General features: G+C 66.7%; 19 protein-coding genes and 1 tRNA gene. 7 read left to right on the top strand and 13 right to left on the bottom strand.

Going from position 1 to position 20,112, the window contains the following annotated elements; translation table 11 throughout:
- Positions 1-23: 23 nt before the first annotated feature.
- The 4 genes from ACFWPX_RS21580 to ACFWPX_RS21565 form a co-directional block, all read right to left on the bottom strand.
- Positions 24-2,156 (bottom strand): Rv1355c family protein, encoded by a 2,133-nt coding sequence (locus tag ACFWPX_RS21580; protein WP_378928846.1) that lies wholly within the window; start codon positions 2,154-2,156, stop codon positions 24-26.
- The gene (locus tag ACFWPX_RS21575; RefSeq protein WP_378913444.1) at positions 2,153-2,869 is read right to left on the bottom strand and encodes a hypothetical protein; all 717 of its coding nucleotides are present in this window, start codon (positions 2,867-2,869) and stop codon (positions 2,153-2,155) included. The genes ACFWPX_RS21580 and ACFWPX_RS21575 overlap by 4 nt, the downstream gene beginning before the upstream one ends.
- Before the next feature lie 205 nt (positions 2,870-3,074).
- The gene (locus tag ACFWPX_RS21570; protein WP_378913443.1) at positions 3,075-3,515 is read right to left on the bottom strand and encodes an AraC family transcriptional regulator; all 441 of its coding nucleotides are present in this window, start codon (positions 3,513-3,515) and stop codon (positions 3,075-3,077) included.
- Entirely contained in the window at positions 3,512-3,955 is a 444-nt protein-coding gene (locus ACFWPX_RS21565; RefSeq protein ID WP_378928845.1) for a GyrI-like domain-containing protein, read from the bottom strand. Before ACFWPX_RS21565 ends, ACFWPX_RS21570 begins: the two co-directional genes overlap by 4 nt.
- Positions 3,956-4,145: 190 nt before the next feature.
- Here ACFWPX_RS21565 and ACFWPX_RS21560 point away from each other — a divergent pair, with 190 nt between their 5' ends.
- The gene (locus ACFWPX_RS21560; protein ID WP_378928844.1) at positions 4,146-6,332 is read left to right on the top strand and encodes a hypothetical protein; all 2,187 of its coding nucleotides are present in this window, start codon (positions 4,146-4,148) and stop codon (positions 6,330-6,332) included.
- A 14-nt stretch (positions 6,333-6,346) separates the two neighbouring features.
- Here ACFWPX_RS21560 and ACFWPX_RS21555 read toward each other — a convergent pair whose 3' ends face one another.
- Positions 6,347-7,273 carry an alpha/beta hydrolase gene (locus ACFWPX_RS21555; protein WP_378928843.1) on the bottom strand — a complete coding sequence of 309 codons (927 nt, stop codon included), beginning with the start codon at positions 7,271-7,273 and terminating at the stop codon, positions 6,347-6,349.
- A gap of 325 nt (positions 7,274-7,598) precedes the next feature.
- Between ACFWPX_RS21555 and ACFWPX_RS21550 the strand changes: the two genes are divergently transcribed.
- Positions 7,599-9,083, top strand: coding sequence for an MDR family MFS transporter (locus ACFWPX_RS21550; RefSeq protein WP_378928842.1), 1,485 nt, complete (start codon positions 7,599-7,601; stop codon positions 9,081-9,083).
- A gap of 71 nt (positions 9,084-9,154) precedes the next feature.
- On the opposite strand, the gene ACFWPX_RS21545 is transcribed toward ACFWPX_RS21550, so the two are convergent.
- On the bottom strand, positions 9,155-10,744 hold the full coding sequence (locus ACFWPX_RS21545) for a glycosyltransferase family 39 protein (protein WP_378928841.1): 1,590 nt from the start codon (positions 10,742-10,744) through the stop codon (positions 9,155-9,157).
- Between the two features lie 532 nt (positions 10,745-11,276).
- Here ACFWPX_RS21545 and ACFWPX_RS21540 point away from each other — a divergent pair.
- Positions 11,277-11,507 (top strand): hypothetical protein, encoded by a 231-nt coding sequence (locus ACFWPX_RS21540; protein ID WP_378913427.1) that lies wholly within the window; start codon positions 11,277-11,279, stop codon positions 11,505-11,507.
- Positions 11,508-11,554: 47 nt separating this feature from the next.
- Here the strand turns inward: ACFWPX_RS21540 and ACFWPX_RS21535 are convergent.
- From ACFWPX_RS21535 to ACFWPX_RS21515, 5 genes are all read right to left on the bottom strand, one after another.
- A tRNA-Ala gene (locus tag ACFWPX_RS21535) sits at positions 11,555-11,627 on the bottom strand.
- A 97-nt stretch (positions 11,628-11,724) separates the two neighbouring features.
- Positions 11,725-12,729 (bottom strand): gephyrin-like molybdotransferase receptor GlpR, encoded by a 1,005-nt coding sequence (glpR, locus tag ACFWPX_RS21530; protein ID WP_378913409.1) that lies wholly within the window; start codon positions 12,727-12,729, stop codon positions 11,725-11,727.
- Positions 12,730-12,865: 136 nt separating this feature from the next.
- A complete protein-coding gene (locus ACFWPX_RS21525) occupies positions 12,866-13,516 on the bottom strand; it encodes a GNAT family N-acetyltransferase (RefSeq protein WP_378913408.1) in 651 nt (216 codons plus the stop codon).
- Between the two features lie 12 nt (positions 13,517-13,528).
- Complete coding sequence (glp, locus tag ACFWPX_RS21520) at positions 13,529-14,788, bottom strand: gephyrin-like molybdotransferase Glp (RefSeq protein ID WP_378913407.1); 1,260 nt, start codon at positions 14,786-14,788, stop codon at positions 13,529-13,531.
- 40 nt (positions 14,789-14,828) lie between these two features.
- A complete protein-coding gene (locus ACFWPX_RS21515; protein WP_378913405.1) occupies positions 14,829-15,755 on the bottom strand; it encodes a UTP--glucose-1-phosphate uridylyltransferase in 927 nt (308 codons plus the stop codon).
- Between the two features lie 154 nt (positions 15,756-15,909).
- Here ACFWPX_RS21515 and ACFWPX_RS21510 point away from each other — a divergent pair, with 154 nt between their 5' ends.
- The 4 genes from ACFWPX_RS21510 (at position 15,910) to mscL (ending at position 18,245) form a co-directional block, all read left to right on the top strand.
- The gene (locus ACFWPX_RS21510) at positions 15,910-16,509 is read left to right on the top strand and encodes a 5-formyltetrahydrofolate cyclo-ligase (protein ID WP_378928852.1); all 600 of its coding nucleotides are present in this window, start codon (positions 15,910-15,912) and stop codon (positions 16,507-16,509) included.
- 71 nt (positions 16,510-16,580) lie between these two features.
- Entirely contained in the window at positions 16,581-16,892 is a 312-nt protein-coding gene (locus ACFWPX_RS21505; protein ID WP_378913404.1) for an FmdB family zinc ribbon protein, read from the top strand.
- A 90-nt stretch (positions 16,893-16,982) separates the two neighbouring features.
- Positions 16,983-17,651, top strand: coding sequence for an SAF domain-containing protein (locus tag ACFWPX_RS21500; RefSeq protein WP_378928840.1), 669 nt, complete (start codon positions 16,983-16,985; stop codon positions 17,649-17,651).
- A gap of 147 nt (positions 17,652-17,798) precedes the next feature.
- Positions 17,799-18,245, top strand: coding sequence for a large conductance mechanosensitive channel protein MscL (mscL, locus tag ACFWPX_RS21495; protein WP_378913402.1), 447 nt, complete (start codon positions 17,799-17,801; stop codon positions 18,243-18,245).
- 78 nt (positions 18,246-18,323) lie between these two features.
- Here mscL and ACFWPX_RS21490 read toward each other — a convergent pair whose 3' ends face one another.
- Both ACFWPX_RS21490 and ACFWPX_RS21485 read right to left on the bottom strand, forming a co-directional pair.
- Positions 18,324-18,986 (bottom strand): MspA family porin, encoded by a 663-nt coding sequence (locus tag ACFWPX_RS21490; protein WP_378913401.1) that lies wholly within the window; start codon positions 18,984-18,986, stop codon positions 18,324-18,326.
- Positions 18,987-19,048: 62 nt separating this feature from the next.
- Complete coding sequence (locus ACFWPX_RS21485; protein ID WP_378928839.1) at positions 19,049-19,717, bottom strand: MspA family porin; 669 nt, start codon at positions 19,715-19,717, stop codon at positions 19,049-19,051.
- Between the last annotated feature and the right edge of the window lie 395 nt (positions 19,718-20,112).

The raw sequence follows: 20,112 nt of genomic DNA, 5'->3' as shown, positions 1-20,112 counted from the left end.
CGTTTCTCCGATCGTGCTATCTGTCAGTTCCCTGAACCGAGTACCGGGAGCCTGGCGCTCCGCACTGTCGGCGCGGGCGCATAGCTCAGTCGTAATACTGCCGTGACCGTCTCGTGCCCGGGAATTCCCATCAGTGCGGAGAACCGTTTGTGGATCGAGGCCAGTGTATCTGTGAATCCAGCGGATACGTTGCGCAAATCGTTGTCGTCGCGGACGTAGAGGAAAACCGGCGACATCGGCTGGACCGCCAGGCCCAGCTTCTGCGCGGCAATCCACACCCGCGCGAGCGCCGAACCACCGCGCACGTAATCGGTCAGATCGACGTCGGCCCCGCCTGGACACGTGACCGCGATCAGTGCGGAACTGGACGAAATCCGCTGCTGCGCGTAGTCACCCAGCGCCGCTCCACCGGACCAATCCCGCAGGTACGCCATCACGTCGGCGCGCCCGCCGATATGCAGCTTGGCGTGCTCGTCGGCGGCCAGCTCCATGGTTCGCAGGTCGAGGCCGGTACGCAAATCATCAGCGGGCCAACGTAATTCGCCGAACATCTCCGCGTGTAATCGGGGCGTCAGGTACCGGACACGGTCGGATTCGGCGAGCAGTTCCGCGGCCTCGCCGAGCCCGGCGCGATCGGCGACCCCGCGCACGGTCGCGCCTTCCGCCGCAGCTGAAACGGCGAGTGCGTCAAGCACTTCCGGCCCGAGCTGGCGGCGGTCGCCGAGGTGCCGGTTGGTCGCGCGCGCGAGCATCCCCGGGTAATCGGCGGCCAATTCCGGGTCGGTGCGCGCACCGAGACGCAGGACGGCCGACACCGGAGCCGTACCGCCGAGCGCGATCTCGTGCGTGCCCAGCAAACCCTGAGCTGCGGCGGCGACACGCGCGTTGTAGAGCGCTGCGCCGAGCGCCACCGCGCTGCCCCTGAAGCCGATATCCATCCCGGAAGTGCGTGTCGGGTCGACGGCGAGGTGCACCGCGGAGCGGTCCAACCGCACCACCCACGGCTGCGCGTTGCCGCCAGAGGGTGCGCGTTCGATGCTGTGCAGAATGCGTGCGATCGGCGTGTTCGGCTCGTCGAGCTCGATGAGCGGTGCGGTGTCTGCCGCGAGCATCCGGTCACCGCGATCGGGTTCGCCGAGTCCGTCGAGCTCGTGCTCCAGATCGACGCGAATTCGACCGGACGGCAGCGCCTGGTCGAGGCCGATCCGGCGCACCGCGGTGGCGATGATGGCCGCGCCGAGCCCGACATCGCTGCCGAGCTGAGGCCAGGTGGTGACCGTCTCGTCGATTTCGGTGAGGCTGGCGGCCAGCCGTGCCGAGAGCTGATTCGGATCGAGAATCCGCATCACGTGCGGGGCCTTGTCCCTGTTCGACAGGCCGCGCAGGTCGGCTCGCGTCGTATCGCCGAGCAGGCCGTGGAACGGCGGCCGATCGGGTTCGAGATCGAATCGCTCGACGTCGAACAGACCTCGGTCGTTGGTCTCCATCAGCACCGGGATGCGGTGTCGCCGTGCCGCCTCGCGCGCGGCGAGCTTCACGTCGAGGGAATCGCAGACCTCGACCACCACCGAGACACCGGTCAGGAATTCGTCCATCGAGGACTCGTCTACGCCTGCCGGGAAGATCTCGACGGGCAGGTACGGATCGAGTTCGGCGATCCGCCGCCCGGTGACGACGCACTTGTTGAGCCCGATGTCGAACAGACCACCGGGAATTCGATTCAGATTCGACAGTTCGACGGTGTCGAAGTCGGCGATCCGCAGCAGCCCGCAGGCGCCCTCCAGCGCGACCACGTAGGCGATCTCGTGCCCCGCGCTCTGCCCGATGACGCCGACCGACTGTCCGCGAAGCTGCCGCTGCTCGACGACGGTCAGCTTGTTCCGGTTGCGGTCCTGTCTGATCGCGCGAAACGCGCCGACACCGACGATGGCCACCAGCGACGACCGCCACGGGTAGTACACCCAGCGATCTTCGGCGGGATCCGCGTCAGGTGCGGCTTTGAGCCGGGCCAGCTCCGATCGCATCGCCGGACGCAGATCGACCACCGAGAGGCCGGGGAGCTCCCGCAGCCGGGCCAGCTCGGCCGCGTCGGCGGGGACACCGTCATCGAGCACCGACGGCCGGAAGATGTCGGCGGGCGGGAGATCTCCGCTCATGGGCGTCGCGCTTCGAGCAATTGCGCGCGCTCGGCGGTGATCAGGTCGTGCTGCGTCTGCGTCGCCGCCGAGAGGTCGGACAGATCCCACCACACGGGCACGGTGGTGTACCGCTCGTCCGGGTAGGACACGGCGGGAATGCCGGGATCGGGACGCGCACCACTGGATTGGTAGGAATCGAGCTGGTGGATGGGGCTCACGCCGAAGCCGTACCGCACGTTGAGCAGCCAGGTGACGTGCACGACGCCGCGGGCGACCAGCGCGCCGAGTTCCGGCCTGCGCGGGACCGACCGCGTCGACCACCCGCCCTTGGATTCGACGATGCCGCTGGGCACCTTGGCGTCGACGGACGCGCGCAACGCGGCCTCGCCGGGAGTGCCGATCCACGGGTGGAACCCGGGGATGTCATCGGCGCTCGCGTGTGGCCCGTGCGCGCGCACGCCTGCCACCACCGAGCCGTCGGGGTCGATCGCGACGAGGAACAGAGTCGTCGAACGGCCGTCGGCGAGGGATTCGACATCGAGCGCGTCCTGAACTCCGTAGTGCCGGTAACCATTCAGCGCACCCGCGAGGTACTGGTCCCACAGTGCCGGATCTTCCTCGGGCGAACAGATGCGGACATGACATCCGGAAATGCTGTCGAGGTACCGCAACCCGCCCGCATTCGCGCCAACCACCCGGTGATCCGAGCCGGTGTGAGCAGACACCCTCATAGAACTCCGTACCTACACCCACGTCGGCTTTGTCCGACCAGCCAAAGTTTTCCTACGCAGTATCCGTCATTCCACAGGAATGCACCATACGAGTGGCTAATTTTCCGGTAACCTTCTGAGCCAGTTGAAATAATCCCAGGTCAGAATGGGTGAATGTGCGGAAGGCGACCGATTCCAGACCGATCGGTTCGAATTCGGCTAACTTTCAGCTATCAGCGGTGATCGACACGAACAGTTCCACCGTGTCGGGGCCGTGCCACACTTCGATCTCCTCGCGGTAGGCGCGGGAGATCTCGGCCGACGCCGTCGCGTCGTCGACCTGGGCCCAGACGTCTTCCACCGGGTCGTGGTAGTCACCGTTGGGCGCGAAACGGGCGTAGATACCCCTGGGGACACGCAGCACGAGATCGCCGACCGGCACGTCGGCCGGGGACGCGTATTCGCGCGCGACCAGCGCGTTCCAGTTGCCCGCCGGGTCGGGGACATAGACCGTGTGCAGCGGTTCGCCGGTGCCGGGCCGGTCGCGCAGCCGGTCCTTGAGGAACTCGATCAGGTCGCTGTTGCTCACCTTGAAGCTCGGGTGCACCCTCGGCACCGCGAGGCCGCCGTACAGCGCCGCGCCACGGACCACGATCGAATAGGTCATCGCGGGTCGACCGCCAGGTACAGCTCGATCTTGTAGGCGTGCGGGTAGCACTCGAAATCGCCGGTGAAGGTGCGCTTGATCTGGTTGTGCTCTTCGGCGTAGGCGATCTGGGTCCACAGATCCGTCATCACCTGCGGGAAGTTACCGACCGCGGAGAAACGCGCGTAGCTGCCGCGCGGCAGCCGGGCCGCCAGATGTCCACGAGTGACCTGCTCGAGCGAATCGCACTGATAACCCACGATCTGGGTGTTATAGGTGCTCAGCTCGCCGGTGTAGTCGGTGTAGGCGCTGGCCAGTGGCCCGCCCAGATCCTGATGCAGAACCGCTGACCATGCCGCTTCGAGGTCACGGTCGCGGAGCTCACCGAGTGCGCGTTTGGGACTGCGGACCGGAAGACCGGCCACCCAGGTCTCGTCCCGCTCGACGATTTCGAACTGCAATTGACGACTCTCTCGAAGGGTCCTGCTCGGGTTGCGCCATGCTATCAAACCCCACCCTAACCATATCTGAGCTGGACAAACGTCCACCACTACCGCGTGGACACCGGGCGCTATTGTCCGATTCATCTCCATGCCCTAAGCTCCCGCGCTCGTGTGGGTACACGCGGCGCTCGAACCGCGAAAACAAGTCGTGCGATGGGCCGGCGTGGTGACCGCCGCCGTGCTGGTCGGGTATCTCGCTGTACTACTGGGGGATTCGCGACACTTCTATACCGACGACACCGAGGCGCAATACGTGCCGATGTGGCAGTTGCTCGGTGCCGAATTGCGTGCGGGCCGATTCCCGGCGATGGTGCCGTGGGAATGGATGGCGGGCAACTACAGCCTCGAGGAGGCCGGGCTCTACAACCCCGCGCAGTTGCTGGTGTACCTGCTCGCGCCCTCGTTCGACAATCTCGCGCTGTACGCGACCGCCGTGAAGTTCGTGTTCTCCGCGATCGCCGCGCTCGGCGTGTTCCGCATCTGCCTGGCCTACGGTGCCCGCGCGCCGTGGGCCGCGGTCGCCGGAGTGGCGTTTCCGTTCAGCGGCTGGTTCCTGTTCTTCGACGAGGCCAGCTGGTTCACCTCGCAGACCGGCACCACCTGGCTGGTGCACGCGTGGGCCTCGGCAGTGCTCTACGCCAGGGGACGCACCGGGCCGATTCCGCTGTTCGTATTCCTGTATCTGGCGCTGACCGTCCAATATGCCTTTCCCGCAGTCGAATCCGGGCTGATGATCGCCGCCGTGGCCGCGGGTGAGTATCTGTATCAGCGCAAGTGGGCGCCGGTGCTGCGGATGCTCGCCGCCGCCGGGCTCGCGGCACTCGCCTCGATGATCGCGAACCTGCCGATCCTGCTCTCCTCGCAGGCCACCTGGCGCGGTGACGTATCCACCATCCACAACGACCCCTTCCTGACCGTGCCGTGGTCGGAATCGCTCAATGCGAGCCTGCCCAGCACCGTGCCCGCGTTCACCGCGTGGTGGGGCCATGTGCAGCCACTACCGATGGTCTACATCGCGTGGTTCGTGATCCCGGCGCTCGCGTTCATCGACTGGAAGGCCGCCGCGCGCGCCGCCGCCTCGTGGAGCGGCATCGCGCTGTTCGCGGTGGCGACCCTGATGTGGACAGCCGGGCCCGGCGCGATCGGTCCGCTGCGGTGGCCGGCGCGGGTGTTGCCGATGCTCGCGATCGCACTGCTGGTGCTGGTGTGTGTGCTGATCAGTCGCTACGGGGATTTCGCGCCGTCGCGGCGGCGATACGCGGCGGCGGGCGCGCTGATCGCGTTGCTGTTCATCCGATCGTTCTCCGCCGCACCGAAACTCGTCGAACGCCATGCGCTCGCGGTGTTCGTGGTGGTCGGGCTCGGGGCCGGGGTGGTGTGGCTGGCGCGCACCCGCGGGGTCGCCGCCGCGGCGGTGTTGACGATTGTCGCGACGTTCCCGATCGCGTTCGCCCAGGTGGCGTCGGCGCCGCAGACCCCGATGTCCTACGGGTTCCCCGAGCGGCGCTCGGAGATGAGGGACGCGTTCCCCGATTTCGGCGGGCGCACATTGCAATTGGCGGACCGGATCATGGTGCGCGACGAAGAGCGAACCCTCGCAGGCACTTACGGCTCCATCGCGCTGGGCAGCTATGCCAAGAACCTCGGTCTGCAATACGTGAACGGGTATACACCCGTCGGGCACGCGGCCTTCGCCGGGTTGCTGTGCATGGCGTGGGACGGCGGCACCTGCCCCGACGCGTACAAGCGGGTCTTCGCTGTCGAACCGTCGACCGACACCCCGATCGTCGACTTGATGCGGATGGATCGCGTTGTCCTGCAACGCAGTCAGTACCCCAACGCGGGCACCGAACCCGCGCCGGCCGGTTGGCGATTCGTCCACTACCCCGGCCACGAACACCAGATCTGGGTGCTGGAACGGGTCAACCCGCTGCCCTCCCCCGGTGATCTGATCGCCCACGAATCCGGCGTCCACGCCACTGTCATGCCAGAAGCGGGCCTCACCAACCGCGCAACCGTCTCGTCCGGGACCGGCGGCCGCGTGGTGTTGTCCCGCCTGGCCTGGCCCGGCTACACAGCAACCCTCGGCAACAGCGAGATCCCCGTTCGGGCCGTCGCGGGAACCTTTGTCGCGGTGGATATTCCGCCCGGTACCCACAATGCGACGCTCACCGTCACCTGGCGTCCGCCCGGCCTGTCCATCAGTCTCACCACCGCCCTGCTGGCGCTGGTCGGCATCGGCCTACTGCAATGGTGGTCCCGAAGAAGCCAGCGCGACAACGAGATCGATATCGCGGCTGCAGTGGAGGCGAACCAGGAGGCCGTCGAGACGTGAGGCCGCCGGTCGGCTCACCCGAGCGCGCCGGCCAGATGCGGCCAGGCTTCGTGCAGGTCGGCCTCGAACTGTCCCCAGGTGTGTGACCCGGTCGGCCGGTGCACGTGCACGGCCGGGATCCCCAACTGGGCGAGCCGCCCGGCGAAAGCGGCCGTGCACGCTCCCGCGAGAGTTTCGATCGGCGGCATGGGCAAACCACGGTCCCGCGGGCCGGGCAAGCCCGTCGCCGCGGACAGGAAAATCTTCTTGCCCGCGAGCCGTCCGGCATTGGCGAACACGTCGTGCTCCCGCCACCCCGGCCCGCCGGGAAGCCCCCACATGTTTCCCGGATTCCCGCCACCGCGCACCGCCTGCGCGCTGGCCATCGCGATTCCCAACGGGTCCGAAGCCCACGGGCAACCACTCAGCGCCGCCACCGCGGAAAACCGCGAACCACTCTGAATAGCCAGGTCCAAGGCCGACGACGCGCTCATCGACACTCCGGCGATGGCATTGCGCCCACTCGTATCGAGCGCGCCGTCGATCGCCCCGGGTAACTCCTGGGTCAGATACGTCTCCCACCGCACCCGGCCGACGCCGGGGTCATCGGAGATCCAGTCGGTGTAGAGCGTGAACGCGCCGCCGACCGGCATCACCACATTCACGAACTTGTCGGCGAAGAAGTCGCGGACGTCGGTGTCCTCCCACCACGAGATCCCGTCCGCCCCGCCACCTGCCCCGGTGAGCAGATACAGCGTGGGCGCTCCGGCCCCCGCCGCTTTGATCACGTTGTTCTGGATAACCCGCCCCATCGCGGGCGAGTACACATCGATCTGAGCGGACCTGCCACCCAGCGGCTTCTCCCCCACCACATACGCCCCCGGATCGGCCGATGCCTTCGCACCCCCGAGAGCCGCAACAATCGCGCACACCACAGCAAGCCACGTTCTCGATGCAGTCACCCATCCGTTGTACCCCGCAGCCCGCCTGTGTATTCGGAACCACGCGACACCTATTCAGTCGAAATCGGACAGTGACCAGGCTCACCATCGGGTGCGCGATTCGTTCCGATAACCCTCGGACCTGCACGTTTCGATCCGCGTCGACCAGCGCGCAGCCGAAAAACCAGATGATTTGTGTCGGACCCGACCGGAATACTGACCGGCGCCCGATGAGTTGGACCGACGGAATCCGTCTTTTCTCGTGTGGTGCCGCGACGTCGTCGACTCGGCATCGGGCCACAGCTCACGCCCCGCCGTTCCCCCATGCTCCCCGGAGGTCACCCCGATGCCAGCCGATCTGTCCACGCCGACGACGAAGGGCAAGACACCGACCGTCATCCGCGTGCTGGTGCTCGCGACCTTCGTCGTCATCCTCAACGAAACCATCATGATCAACGCGATCCCGCGGTTGATGAGCGACCTGCAGGTCACCGAGGTCGCCGCGCAGTGGGTCTCCACCGCGTTCATGCTCACGATGGCCGCGATCATCCCCACCACCGGCTGGTTCCTGCAGCGGGTCACGACCCGGCAGGCCTATGCGGCCGCGATGGGCGTGTTCATCGCAGGCACCGTGATCTCGGCACTCGCGCCGACGTTCGCCGTGCTGCTGATCGGTCGCGTCATCCAGGCCGGTGGCACCGCGGTGATGATGCCGCTGCTGATGACCACCCTGATGACCGTCGTGGCGGAGCAGGACCGTGGCCGCGTGATGGGCAACGTCACCCTGGCCATCTCGGTCGCGCCCGCCATGGGCCCGGTCATCTCCGGCCTGATCCTGCAGATCGACATCCCCGGCGTGGAATCGTGGCGGTTGCTGTTCGTGGTGATGCTGCCGATCACCGGTCTGGTCACCTGGCTGGGTCTGCGTCAGCTGGAGAACGTCGGCGAGCCGCAGCCAGGCACGCTCGACCTCCCCAGCGTGGCGCTGGCGGCCCTCGGCTTCGGTGGACTGGTGTTCGGGCTCAGCAAGTTCCACGGTGACAGCTACACCACCGCGGCGCTGATCACCGCCGGTGGTGTCGCGCTGATCGCGGCGTTCGCGCTGCGCCAGCTCAGCTTGCAGCGCAACGGCACCCCGCTGCTGGATCTGCGGGTCCTGCTGCAGGGCACCTACACCAAGGCGCTGGTCCTGATGTCGATCGCGTTCCTGGCGATGATGGGCTCGATGATCCTGCTGCCGCTGTACCTGCAGAACCTGCGCGGGCTGAGCCCGCTGGAGACCGGCCTGCTGGTGATGCCGGGTGGTCTGGCGATGGGTCTGCTCGGCCCGACCGTCGGCAGGTTGTTCGACAAGTTCGGTGGGCGTGCCCTGGTGATCCCGGCCTCGATCGGCATCACCGCCTCGCTGGCCGGCTTCACTCAGATCTCGATGGACATGCCGTACTGGCAGCTGCTCGGCCTGCACATCTTGATGATGGTGTCGCTGGCCGCGGCGTTCACTCCGGTGTTCACCCTGGGTCTGGGCGCGCTGCCGATGAACCTGTACTCGCACGGCAGCTCGATGCTCGGCACCCTCCAGCAGGTGGCGGCCGCCTTCGGTACCGCCCTGGTGGTGACCGTCATGTCAGCCCGCAGCACCTCGCTCATCGACGCGGGCACCGCACCGGCCGAGGCCACCCTCGACGGCATGCGCCTGGCCTTCCTGATCTCGGCCCTGCTGGCCCTGGTCGTGATCGTGATGGCGGTCCTGCTGCCGAACCGCGCGGCGGCCGACCCGCACGCCGCGCCCGTGCAGGACGCCGCGGACGAGCCGGAGCTGGTCAAGAACTGAACGTAGTTACGACAACGAACCCCCGGTCGCGATTCGCGACCGGGGGTTCGTCATATCTGTGGTGTCTCAGCTCAGTGCGTGGGTCGCGTAGTGGTGTCGGGATCTCGCCAGAGACCGAGATCGAAGTACAGCGTGGTCATGGAGTCCCACATGGTCGACCACTGCTGCTTCGGGCCCTTGCAGACCCAGACGGCGGTCATGCGGTCGATGCCGGGAGTGCCCTTGGGGTCGTCGAGGTGCACGACGCGCTCCACCTCGGCGAAACGGGATCGCAAGTCGGCTTCGGCGGTGTCGAGTCCGACGTAGATCACCGAGGTCGCCGAGTTCGGTGGCGGGCCGAAGAAGCCGAAGCCCCGGCTCGGGCTGTAGGTGGCGGGCAGGCCGTACTGCCCGCCGAATTGCTCGACCGCGCCTGCCTGCGGATAGCCTTGCGCGACGATGACGGCGTCGGCCTTCTCCGCCGGCGTCAGCGTGGTGTAACCGTCGTTCACAGCGGAAACCATCAACGACCAGTTCGTGTTTCCGAAGAACGCCGTCCGTAGCCCGAGATCGATGGCATCCTCCGACTGTGGGCGCCAGCTGGGCGACAGCGGAATCACGGTGAGCGTGACGATGGTCGTCAGCACCGAGGCGCCGGCGATCGGCACCAGCGCTATGTTCATCCACCGTTTCCGGTCGTACTGCCAGAGGCCGACGGCACCGAAGGCGAACATGGCGGGGAACAGGCCCCCGGGGTAGTAGGGCCTGCCGTGCGTGATCATGACGAACGCGGTCATGATCACCAGCGCCACCGGGATGAAGCGATAGGGGCGAAGCGACTCCTGCTTGAACGCCGCCCAGAGTCCGATCGCGAGCAGCAACGTGCCCATGATGCCGGCCAAGATGGGGAACTGCGGCAGGAATCCGATCGGACCGTAGCCGGTGGCGTCCTGTTCCGCGCCGATGACCGAGCCCATGGCCAGCTGTGGCCAGTTGTGCTGTGACTGCCAGTAGAGAATCGGGATGAGGGACGCGGCGAGGATGCCGGTTGCCACCCACAGCGCGGGGCGGCGCAGCACTTCGCGGGGGCCGCAAACGATGACCGCCAGGCCGAGGCAGGCCCAGACGATCGGGATCATCCACTTCACCTGCATATCCAGGGCGGCAACGAGACCCGCGACGACGATCAGCCAGTCCTGGCGGGTGCGAACCCAGCGAATGAACAGCCAGGTGATCACGGCGGTGAGGGTGGCGTCGAAGGAGAACGTGCTCATGACGACTTGGTTGGCCGCCAGGCCCGACAGCGCGTAGGCGGCCGCGGCGAGCATCTGAACGCGGTGGCTGCCCCGGAGTTCGTAGGCGATCAGCGCCGCCACGACCACCGCGCCAACACACATCAGAACGGCGGGGAAGCGCAGTGCTGTCACCGATCCCGGTGCGAGCTGGTCGGCGATCCAGGCGAACAACGGCACCACCACGCCCTGATCGGCGTAGGTGTAGTCGAGTCGTCTTCCGGCGGAAAGGAAATAGAGTTCGTCGCCGAAGAAGTCGTAGCGTCCGGCCGTCGCTGTCAGCACTACTGCGGCAATCGCGGCGATCAGCGCGACGCCACGAAAAGCGAACGACGGATGGGTATTCGGAATATCTTCAGGCTCGGTACGAACCTCGATGACCGCTGTCATGAACTGCCTCTGACGCTTTCCAACAGACGCGTTCGACGCCCCCTCCCGTGGTGGCGTCACATCTGTTCGCTGGTGAAACGATTCCTCCCCGGCAGCGAACTTGATGAGCGCGGGCGCTCGCGGTCCTGCGCGGATCACGTGATTTACAGAAACGTTACTGCCATTCAGCAGGGTCCGCAAATGCGCTGACCTGCACAGTAATTGCCATTTTCGGTGTATCGGCTATTACCTGGACAGCGTTACCGATGTGACAGGCATTACGGTTTAGGCAGTATGCGAATAAGTTGATTCCCCTGCTGTGCGGCAAAACGAAGGTTTCACAATGCAATTCGGCATCGTCAACACGAGCAGTCAAGCCCCGAATATTCAGGGCCTGGAAATGGAAAAGCCCCTTACTCACCGGTATTTATTCATCAATCGTGCCTGCCGTCGAGCGAGCAGCCGGTGCGCCACGGCAATTGGGGGCATGTGGTCGATCATTATCGCGCCTAAGGTTCGTGCCGCACAGCTGGACGTAGAGAAGGGACGACAGATGTCGAAGTTGGTACGTGGTGTGATGGTGGCGGCAACGGCCGTGGCGCTGGCGACCGGAGCGCCCGCGGCGGCCTTCGCCGCGGCGGGCGATTCCGGCTCGTCGACCGGTTCGCTGGACAGCCGGTCCCTGACCTGTCAGATCAAGACACTGCTCGAGTACGGAACCCTGAGCGCGGGCGAGTCCGCGATGTGGAACATCCCGGAGTGCTCGCCCTTCTGGCAGGGATAAGGCACGCACAGAGAAAGGGCCCGGTCGGTGACCGGGCCCTTCTTGTGTGGAGCTAAGGGGAATCGAACCCCTGACCTTCTCGATGCGAACGAGACGCGCTACCAACTGCGCTATAGCCCCGTGCGGCTCTGGCGAACCGCGCTGTGACACTGTATCAGGGGTTGCGCCCCGATACCGAATCGGTACTCTGACCTGCTGATTTGCGTGGTTGCACCAGTTACTCGCCGACAGCTTGACCGAGGTCTTCGACCCGGTTGCGGAGCGCGCGAGAAGTGGCCGGATCGAAGATCTCGAGGAACTCGAACCTCGGATCCTCGTCGTCGGTGTCGAGCAGGGTGGAACGGCGGCGCAGGGCGCGTGCGGTATCGCGATCCATGGTGCGACGGGTGTTGGCCGCTTCCGGAGTGGCTTCAGCGGCTTCCTGGCGCTTGCCGCGGGTGAGGCGGGCCGCGCGCCTGCGGCGGATCTCCTCCTCCACGTGGACCTGCTTGCGCAGGTAGGCGAGGTAGCCCGTGAGCACCGCGGCCGACAACCCGCACGCCCACCAGAACATCGAGTTCAGCAGCAGCCCGAACGCGGCGAACAGGATCATGCCGATGATCAGGCCCATGACCGCGCGCTGACGGAAGCTGTAGCGGGCGGCGCGGGCGATGGCGTCGGCCTCGGGGTCGTAGCCGCCGCGACCGCGACGCGACGGGGTGAAGTCGTCGTCATCGTCGAATTCGGCGTCTGGGGCCACGAGGTCGTCGAGCCGGGCCGGTGGCGCGGGTGGGATGCGCGCGGCGACGGGCGGCTCGTCCTCGACCACCGCCGAGAGTGGTTCGGCCGCAGTGTCTTCTGCGTCGTCGTCGAGATCGGCTGTCGCGGTGGGCTCTCCGACCGCGCCGGCGTCCACCTCTGCTTCGGCTGCTTCGAGTTCGACTGTGGGGGTCAGCTTTTCGTCGTCATCTTCGGTGACGGGCTCTTCGGTCGTCATCCGATCCTCCGAATCAGTTCGGTGGGAGCGCTTGCGTAGCACACGGGGTCGGTAGTCGGGGTCACTCTCGTGACCGCCTGCCGCGCCGATGCGGATCCGTCGTTCGGCCCCGCCACGGTGCAGCACGCGTGTGGCGAGCGCGGCATCGGTGGTGCGGCGGATCCGGGGATGCCGGTCCGCCAGGATCGGGAACAGGACGAAGACCCACAGCACCACCAGTCCGATCCACAGGATCGAATTCGGCATCGCGGTCATCACCTCCCGTCCCCACCTACGTGTTGTCCATCTGTGGACGCACCACTGACGTCCGTAGGTTAATTCGGGCAGACGCGTCAGTGTGGCAGGCGCGCCGTGCACACCTGCCACATGAGTAACAGAAATTTCACGGCTGCGCCGCTCGACCCTCCCTGACCAGGCGATCCACCACAGTGCCCATAACCTCTTCGACGGTCAGCCCGACCAGCAGGTGATCGCGCCACGCACCGTCGACATCGAGGTAGCGGCGCAGCATGCCCTCTTCCCGGAAGCCGACATTGCGCAGAACAGCCTGGCTGGCAAGGTTTTCCGGCCGCACCGTCGCCTCGACGCGGTGCAGGCCGATCGGGCCGAAGCAGTGGTCGAGACCGAGCGCGAGCGCGGCGGTCGCCACCCCCTGACCGCCGAGATCCTTGGCCACCCAGTACCCGATCCAGCCCGAGCGCAGCGCGCCGCGCACGATATTGCCGATGGTCAGCTGACCGCTGAACTGCCCGTCGACCTCGATGACCAGCGGGATCATCGCTCCGCGCCGGGCCTCGGCCTTCAAGCTCGTCCACAGCGACGGCCAGTTCGACGCGTGGTTGCGCGCCTCCCAGCTGCCGCGCCCGGTCGGTTCCCAGCGCTCGAGGTGGTCGCGGTCGCGCAGCCGGATCCGGCTCCACGCGGCGGCATCACGGAAACGCACCGGTCGCAGGGTCACCGTGCCGCCCGCGACGCGTACCGGGCCGAGCCGAGCGGGCCATCCGGGGTGCTGGCCTGCCCGGAATACGTTCATGGACTCCACTTTTCAGCCGCGCTGCGCCAGGAACGCGACCTGAACCTCGTCACCGGTGCGGAAATCGGTGTCGTCGGGCTCCACCACGATCAAGCTGTTCGCCTCGGCGAGGGTCACCAGCAGATGCGAGGAGCCCGCGTTGCCGTTGCCGAGCGGCTGCACGAGATAGTCGCCGGTCGCCTCGTCGCGCAGCAGTTGCGCGCGCAGGTAACCCTTGCGGCCCGGCATCGAGGTGATGGGAGTGATGGTGCGGGCGCTGACAATTCGGCGCATCGGCTGACGGCGGCCCAGCGCGATCCGGATGAGCGGACGCACCATCACCTCGAAAACCACCAGCGCGCTCACCGGATTGGCCGGTAGCAGGAAGGTCGGCACCTCGTCGCGGCCGAGCCGACCGAAACCCTGCACCGATCCCGGATGCATCGCCACACGGTCCACTTCCAGCTCGCCGAGCCCGTCGAGCGCCTCGCGCACCTGATCCGACGCCCAGCCGCCGACCGCACCGGCGATCACCACGACCTCCGAGCGCACCAGCTGGCCTTCGACCACGTCACGGAGTCTGCGCGGATCGGCGCTGACGATGCCGACCCGGTTCACATCGGCGCCCGCGTCGCGCGCGGCCGCCGCCAGGGCGTAGGAGTTCACGTCGTAGACCTGGCCGGGACCGGGCGTGCGGTCGATATCGATCAGCTCGCCACCGATGGAGATCACCGAAAGGCGGGGTCGCGGATGCACGAGCACCTTGTCCTGGCCGACCGCGGCGAGCAGGCCCACCTGGGCCGCGCCGATGATCGTGCCCGCCCGCACGGCCACGTCACCGGGCTGCACGTCGTCACCGATGCGGCGGACATAGTCGCCCGAGCGAACCGGCTCGAAAACCTTGATCCTGGCCCGCCCACCGTCGGTGAACTCCACCGGCAGCACCGCATCGGCCAGGGTCGGCATCGGCGCGCCGGTATCGACCCGCACGGTCTGGCGCGGCTGCAACCGGATGGGCTGGCGCGAACCGGCCACCACCTCGCCGACGACCGGCAGGGTGAGGTCGATCAGCTCGCCCTCCTCGTCGCGCACATCGGTGCCCGCGGCGGTGACGTCGACGCTGCGCACCGCGTACCCGTCGATGGCGGCCTGATCGAAGCCGGGCAGCGGCCGCTCGGTGACGACGTCCTCCGCGCACAGCAAACCCTGGGCTTCGGATATCGCCACCCGGACCGGCCGGGGTGCGACCGCAGCCGCGGTGACCTTGATCAGCTGATCCTCAACCGAGCGCATCGAGCTCCTGAATCTATGGCGGCGGTGAACCTGGCCGCGGTTACGCGACGGGCGACTGTGGATCCCACTCCGGACTGAGCCGGAACTTCAGCCACTCGCGCAGTTGCGGGCCGTATTCCTCCCGCTCGAGGGCGAAATCCACAGCAGCTCGAAGATAACCGCCCGGGTTGCCCAAGTCGTGGCGCGACCCACGGTGGACCACCACGTGCACCGGATGCCCCTCGGCGATCAGCAGGGCGATGGCATCGGTGAGCTGCAGCTCCCCACCCGCGCCCGGCTCGATCCGGCGCAGTGCGTCGAAGATCACCCGGTCGAGCAGGTAGCGACCGGCGGCGGCCAGGGTCGACGGCGCGTCGGCGAGGTCGGGCTTCTCGACCATGCCCTTGACGCGCAGCACGTCGGTCTCGGCGCCGTCGGCGCATTCCTCGACGTCGAAGACGCCGTAGGCACTGACCTGGGATTTCGGTACATCGATGGCGCACAGCACGGAGCCGCCACGCTCGCGGCGGACCCGGCTCATCGTCTCGAGCACGCCACAGGGCAGCACCAGATCGTCGGGCAGCAGCACGGCGATGGCCAGTTCGTCGTCGTCGAGGACGGATTCGGCCTGGGCGACGGCGTGGCCGAGGCCGAGGGGCTCCTCCTGCACGACCGAGGTCACATCGAGCAGTGCCGGGGCCTTGCGAACCTTCTCCAGCAGCGCGAACTTCCCGCGCTCGGCCAGGGTGCTCTCCAGCACGAGGTCCTCGACGAAGTGGGCGACCACGCCGTCCTTGCCGGGCGAGGTGACGATCACCAGCCGGTCGGCACCGGAATCGGCGGCCTCGGCCGCGACCAGCTCGATGCCGGGGGTGTCGACCACCGGCAGCAACTCCTTGGGCACCGTCTTGGTGGCAGGCAGAAACCGCGTCCCGAGTCCGGCCGCGGGTACCACCGCAGTGCGGAAACCGGAAGTCTTGTCTGTCATGCGCATACCCTATCCATTCAGTGCCGTCCGATCGCCTCCGCGCGACGATCCGGCGTCGGCAAGAGCTTATGCGTACCTCCGCCTTCGCTCCGGCCGTGCGCAAGGGACATCGGATCGCCGCGCGCCTGTGCAGACTATGGTGGTCGCTGTGGAGATGCCCGGTGAGCGCACCAAATATGCGTGGCGCGGCGAGATCCTGGCCACTCGCGCGCAGGTGGACTCCGCCGAACACGCCGTCGACGCGGCCGCGCTCGCGGCCTCCGCGGCCCGCCTGGCCGGGGCCGATGACATCGTGTGCGCCTACGTTCCGGTCCGTGGCGAACCCGGCGATCTACGCATGGTCGACGTGCTGCGCGAACGCGGCGCCACCGTGTTGCTGCCGGTCACCGGCGAGCCGGGTCCGCTGAGCTGGGCGCGGTACGAGGGCGCGGATTCGCTGCGCAAGGCCCGCTACGGCCTGCTGGAGCCTGCCACCGAGACGCTGCCACCCGCCGTGGTGGCCGAAGCCACGACGATCCTCGTTCCGGCCCTCGCGGTGGATCGGCGCGGGGTGCGGCTCGGGCGCGGCGCCGGATATTACGACCGGACGCTCGGCGCGGCACGGGCGGACGTCCGCCTCATCGCCGTGGTACGGGATAATGAACTGGTCGACCGGCTTCCCGAGGAACCGCACGATCGGCGAATGGGTTGGGCACTCACCCCGGGTGGCGGGCTGGAACAGCTGGGCCGCGACCTCCCCGTTTCGCCGGAATGAAACGGCGATTCGCGACGTTGGCAGTGTCGGCGGTAGAGTGCTAGATCGACGAGAGACTTGCGGAGGATCCTGTGCCAACTTATTCGTATGCGTGCACCCAGTGTGACAACCGCTTCGACATCGTTCAGTCCTTCTCCGACGACACGCTGACGGAATGCCCGCAGTGCGCCGGGAAGCTGCGCAAGCTGTTCAACTCGGTCGGCATCGTGTTCAAGGGCAGCGGTTTCTACCGCACCGACAGCCGTGGTGGCGCGTCCACCGCGAGCGAACCGGCGAAGACCTCGTCCGAGAGCGGCAGCACCAGCAGCAGCAACGGATCCAGCGACAGCGGAAATTCGTCGTCGACTGCGAGCACCAGCTCCACTCCGGCCGCCGCCAGCTGACTTTTCGACAGTTATCCACAGCCCCGCGGTTATCCACAGGCGGGGTTTTCGACGGCTTTTCCGCACTGCCACGGTTCTACGCTTTCGCCCATGACTCGCAGTCTCGCCGATCTGGGACGTGGCAGTTCCTGGCGTTTCGCCCTCGGTAACCGTCCTGCCTGGGCCGATGCTCTCCTGGCCCGGCGTATCGCCGCCGCGGCACTGGCCGTGGCCGCCGTCGTGTTGTTCGTGCGTGGTGATCCCGGCGGTGCCAGGGTCGCGGTGGTGGTCGCCGCCCGCGATCTCGCGCCGGGCCGACTGCTCACCGCCGACGACCTGCGCGTCGACCAACACGAATCCCGTTCGCTACCAACAGGTTCCGTCGGCCAGACCGCTCCCCTGCTCGGCGCGACATTGACCGGCGCCATGTACGCGGGGGAAGCCTTCACCGATCTGCGTGTCGTCGGCCCACGGCTGGCCGCGGCCGCCGCGGGCAGTGCCGACGCGCGGATCGTGCCGATCCGGTTGGCCGATGCCGCGGTGGCCGATGTGTTGCGGGCGGGCGATCGTGTCGATGTCGTTGGTGTCGAGGATGCGGGCGCTCCCGGGGCGACCACGCCCGCGCGCACGTTGGCCACCGATGCCGCGGTTGTTCTCGTCATCGCGACCGGCGATCGACGCGGTGCGGAACGGGTGGTCCTGGTCGCGCTGGACACCGAATACGCCACCGCTGTCGCCGGGGCGTCGCTGCGGACAGCACTGACCGTCGTTCTTCATTGACCGGGTTCATCGCCCGCCCACGTCGAAGTTCGCGAGAAATTTGCCGAAACCCTGATTAGCATCAGTCAGGAACCAAGCACCACCGTTTCGCACATTCGATATGGAGCCCAGCGCCCCGGCCGGCTCCTGTACGAAGGAGGCATCGGCATGCTCAAAGGTTTCAGGGACTTTCTGCTCCGCGGCAACGTCGTCGATCTGGCGGTCGCCGTCGTCATCGGCACGGCATTCGTCGCGATCGTCACCGCGTTCAGCGAGGGGATCATCAATCCGTTGCTCGCGCTGTTCGGCGGATCGAACGAGATGGGGCTCGGCTTCCAGCTCGTCGCGGATAAGCCGGCCACCTTCATCGAGGTCGGGCCGATCATCACCGCGGCGATCAACTTCCTGCTGGTCGCGGCGATCCTCTACTTCATCCTGGTGGTGCCCGCGACCAGGGCGAAGAAGCGGTTCTCCAACGCCGACGAAAGCCTCACCGAAAACGAACTGCTCATTCAGATTCGCGACCTGCTGTCCGAGCAGCGCGGCCGCTCGGACGGTAAGCACAGCTCGTTGTCCCAACCGCAGCCGGACGCCGACGGCGAACGGACACACTGAATCCACGCCCGTGACACGGAGATCGGGGCCTGCTCCCCAGAGCAGGCCCCGATCTTGTTGTCCGGCAGTCTTATTCGATCAGCCGAGGCTGAAGGGCGCGCCCCAGAGGGTCACCCAGCTCATGACGTTGTCGGTTTCCACCTCGACGCTCACGAAGGAACGGGCCTGGGCGTAGCCGCCGCAGCCGGACAGGCCGATGGTTTCGTCGGCCCAGGTCACCGAGCCCGACCCGTTCTTGAAGGCATTGCGGGTCTTGTGGGATTCATTGCCGTAGTCGTCGGGCATTTCGAGATCGAGGACGTAGAAGGACTTCGATTGACCGGGGCCGACGGTGAGCTCGCCGCCGGTGCCGACCCCGACCTTCTGCTCGGTGCCTGCCCAATCGCTCTCCGCACTCGAGTCACCGAGCGCATCGCCACCGGAGATATTGACCTGACAACCCACGGTGTAGCCCGGGAAGATCTTGCCACTGCCACCGCCGGAGACCGACACCTGCGCACTGCCGGAAACCCACGCGTTGCGATGCGCCGGCGTGGACCCCATGGACGGATTGATATTGGCGGACTCGCCGACCAGCGCGATGTCGACGACAGTGCCGTCGGACAGCGTCTTGGTGATGTGGCCGCCCGGCAGCGGAACGAAGGTATCGGCATTAGCCGCACCCGTGGACAACAGACCCAATGCCACGGTCGCCGCCGTCGTGAAACCGGCTACGCGCGCCATGCTCTTACGGTTGATCATCACAGTGACCCCTCGAGGGTGAATTCGTGTGAACGAGAACGAGTTTCGTTTCGGCCGCGCGATCAGCCGATGCTGAACGGCGCTCCGTAGAGCGAGGTCTTGGAGTAGTGGTCACCGATGATCTCGACCACCGAGTAGGACCGGGCCTGGGCGTAGCCCGCGCAACCCTGGATCTCGATCTCCGCGTCCTGGTACTCCACCGAATAGACGCCGGGCTTGAGAATGTCCTTGGCATCGATCTGCACGAAAGAGACCTGACCGGGGCCGAGATGAAGACCGATCGCACCACCGGCCGACGCGCCGAGGGTCGACACTCCACCGGAGAACCCAGCGGCGATCGCCTCGTCACCGATGCTCACCTGGCATCCGACGATGTAACCCGTATTCAGCTGCGACGCACCATGCGTCGAAGAATTGTTGGAGCCGGGACGGTTCCGTGGTCCGTTGTACGGCCCGACCTCGCCCTCCGGCGTGACCTGCACATCGGCAATGGCATTGCCCGATACCCACACCACCCGACCAGCACCGTTGGCGGACAGCGACGGGGAGATGACGGCATGCTCGCCGGTACGACTCAAAGTGACACCGGGGCCGAGCTTCTGGCCGTCCGGCAACGGTACGAAGGTATCCGCGTTGGCAGCACCGGCCGACAACAGGCCGATCATCACGGCCACTGCGGCGCCAGCGCTCCATGCGCCGCGACGCCCTCGGTTGGTGCGGTTCTCGCTCATTCTTCCCCTCGAGGTATACGCAAATCCGACCTCGACCATCGAGGTCGATATCTGTGTTGCGCCCGGACCCAGCTGGGGTGTGCCACAAGGACAGGCACCGCTGGCAACAGGACAGATACGCCCTGCCGGGAGGTGGATCGAGAAGCTGGTCGTCACCGGATCGGCGCGAATCTCAGCCGATCGGCGAACGAAAAACGCAAGATGACTTCGACTGCCGGGGCGGTCGATTCGGGTTCAACATAATGAGACGGGCTCGCAATGTCCAGTGCTACAACATGGATCGCACGACAAAACGGGCCGGTCGCAGTAGCGACCGGCCCTGTCTCTTATACACATATACGATCCCACGATACCTATTACAATCTCGGGGTGTGGGGGTGGGGGTGTTTGTGTGG

This window comes from Nocardia sp. NPDC058518 (genome assembly GCF_042719655.1).
Lineage (GTDB): Bacteria > Actinomycetota > Actinomycetes > Mycobacteriales > Mycobacteriaceae > Nocardia.
The sequence above is the reverse complement of the archived record's forward strand: the minus strand, read 5'-3'. Positions and strand labels throughout refer to the sequence as shown.

Coding starts and splice junctions, on each gene's coding strand:
- ACFWPX_RS21580 (WP_378928846.1), bottom strand. CDS start 2,156: ATGAGCGGAGATCTCCCGCCCGCCGACATCTTCCGGCCGTCGGTGCTC.
- ACFWPX_RS21575 (WP_378913444.1), bottom strand. CDS start 2,869: ATGAGGGTGTCTGCTCACACCGGCTCGGATCACCGGGTGGTTGGCGCG.
- ACFWPX_RS21570 (WP_378913443.1), bottom strand. CDS start 3,515: ATGACCTATTCGATCGTGGTCCGTGGCGCGGCGCTGTACGGCGGCCTC.
- ACFWPX_RS21550 (WP_378928842.1), top strand. CDS start 7,599: ATGCCAGCCGATCTGTCCACGCCGACGACGAAGGGCAAGACACCGACC.
- ACFWPX_RS21545 (WP_378928841.1), bottom strand. CDS start 10,744: ATGACAGCGGTCATCGAGGTTCGTACCGAGCCTGAAGATATTCCGAAT.
- ACFWPX_RS21540 (WP_378913427.1), top strand. CDS start 11,277: ATGTCGAAGTTGGTACGTGGTGTGATGGTGGCGGCAACGGCCGTGGCG.
- glpR (WP_378913409.1), bottom strand. CDS start 12,729: ATGCCGAATTCGATCCTGTGGATCGGACTGGTGGTGCTGTGGGTCTTC.
- ACFWPX_RS21525 (WP_378913408.1), bottom strand. CDS start 13,516: ATGAACGTATTCCGGGCAGGCCAGCACCCCGGATGGCCCGCTCGGCTC.
- glp (WP_378913407.1), bottom strand. CDS start 14,788: ATGCGCTCGGTTGAGGATCAGCTGATCAAGGTCACCGCGGCTGCGGTC.
- ACFWPX_RS21515 (WP_378913405.1), bottom strand. CDS start 15,755: ATGACAGACAAGACTTCCGGTTTCCGCACTGCGGTGGTACCCGCGGCC.
- ACFWPX_RS21510 (WP_378928852.1), top strand. CDS start 15,910: ATGCCCGGTGAGCGCACCAAATATGCGTGGCGCGGCGAGATCCTGGCC.
- ACFWPX_RS21500 (WP_378928840.1), top strand. CDS start 16,983: ATGACTCGCAGTCTCGCCGATCTGGGACGTGGCAGTTCCTGGCGTTTC.
- mscL (WP_378913402.1), top strand. CDS start 17,799: ATGCTCAAAGGTTTCAGGGACTTTCTGCTCCGCGGCAACGTCGTCGAT.
- ACFWPX_RS21490 (WP_378913401.1), bottom strand. CDS start 18,986: ATGATCAACCGTAAGAGCATGGCGCGCGTAGCCGGTTTCACGACGGCG.
- ACFWPX_RS21485 (WP_378928839.1), bottom strand. CDS start 19,717: ATGAGCGAGAACCGCACCAACCGAGGGCGTCGCGGCGCATGGAGCGCT.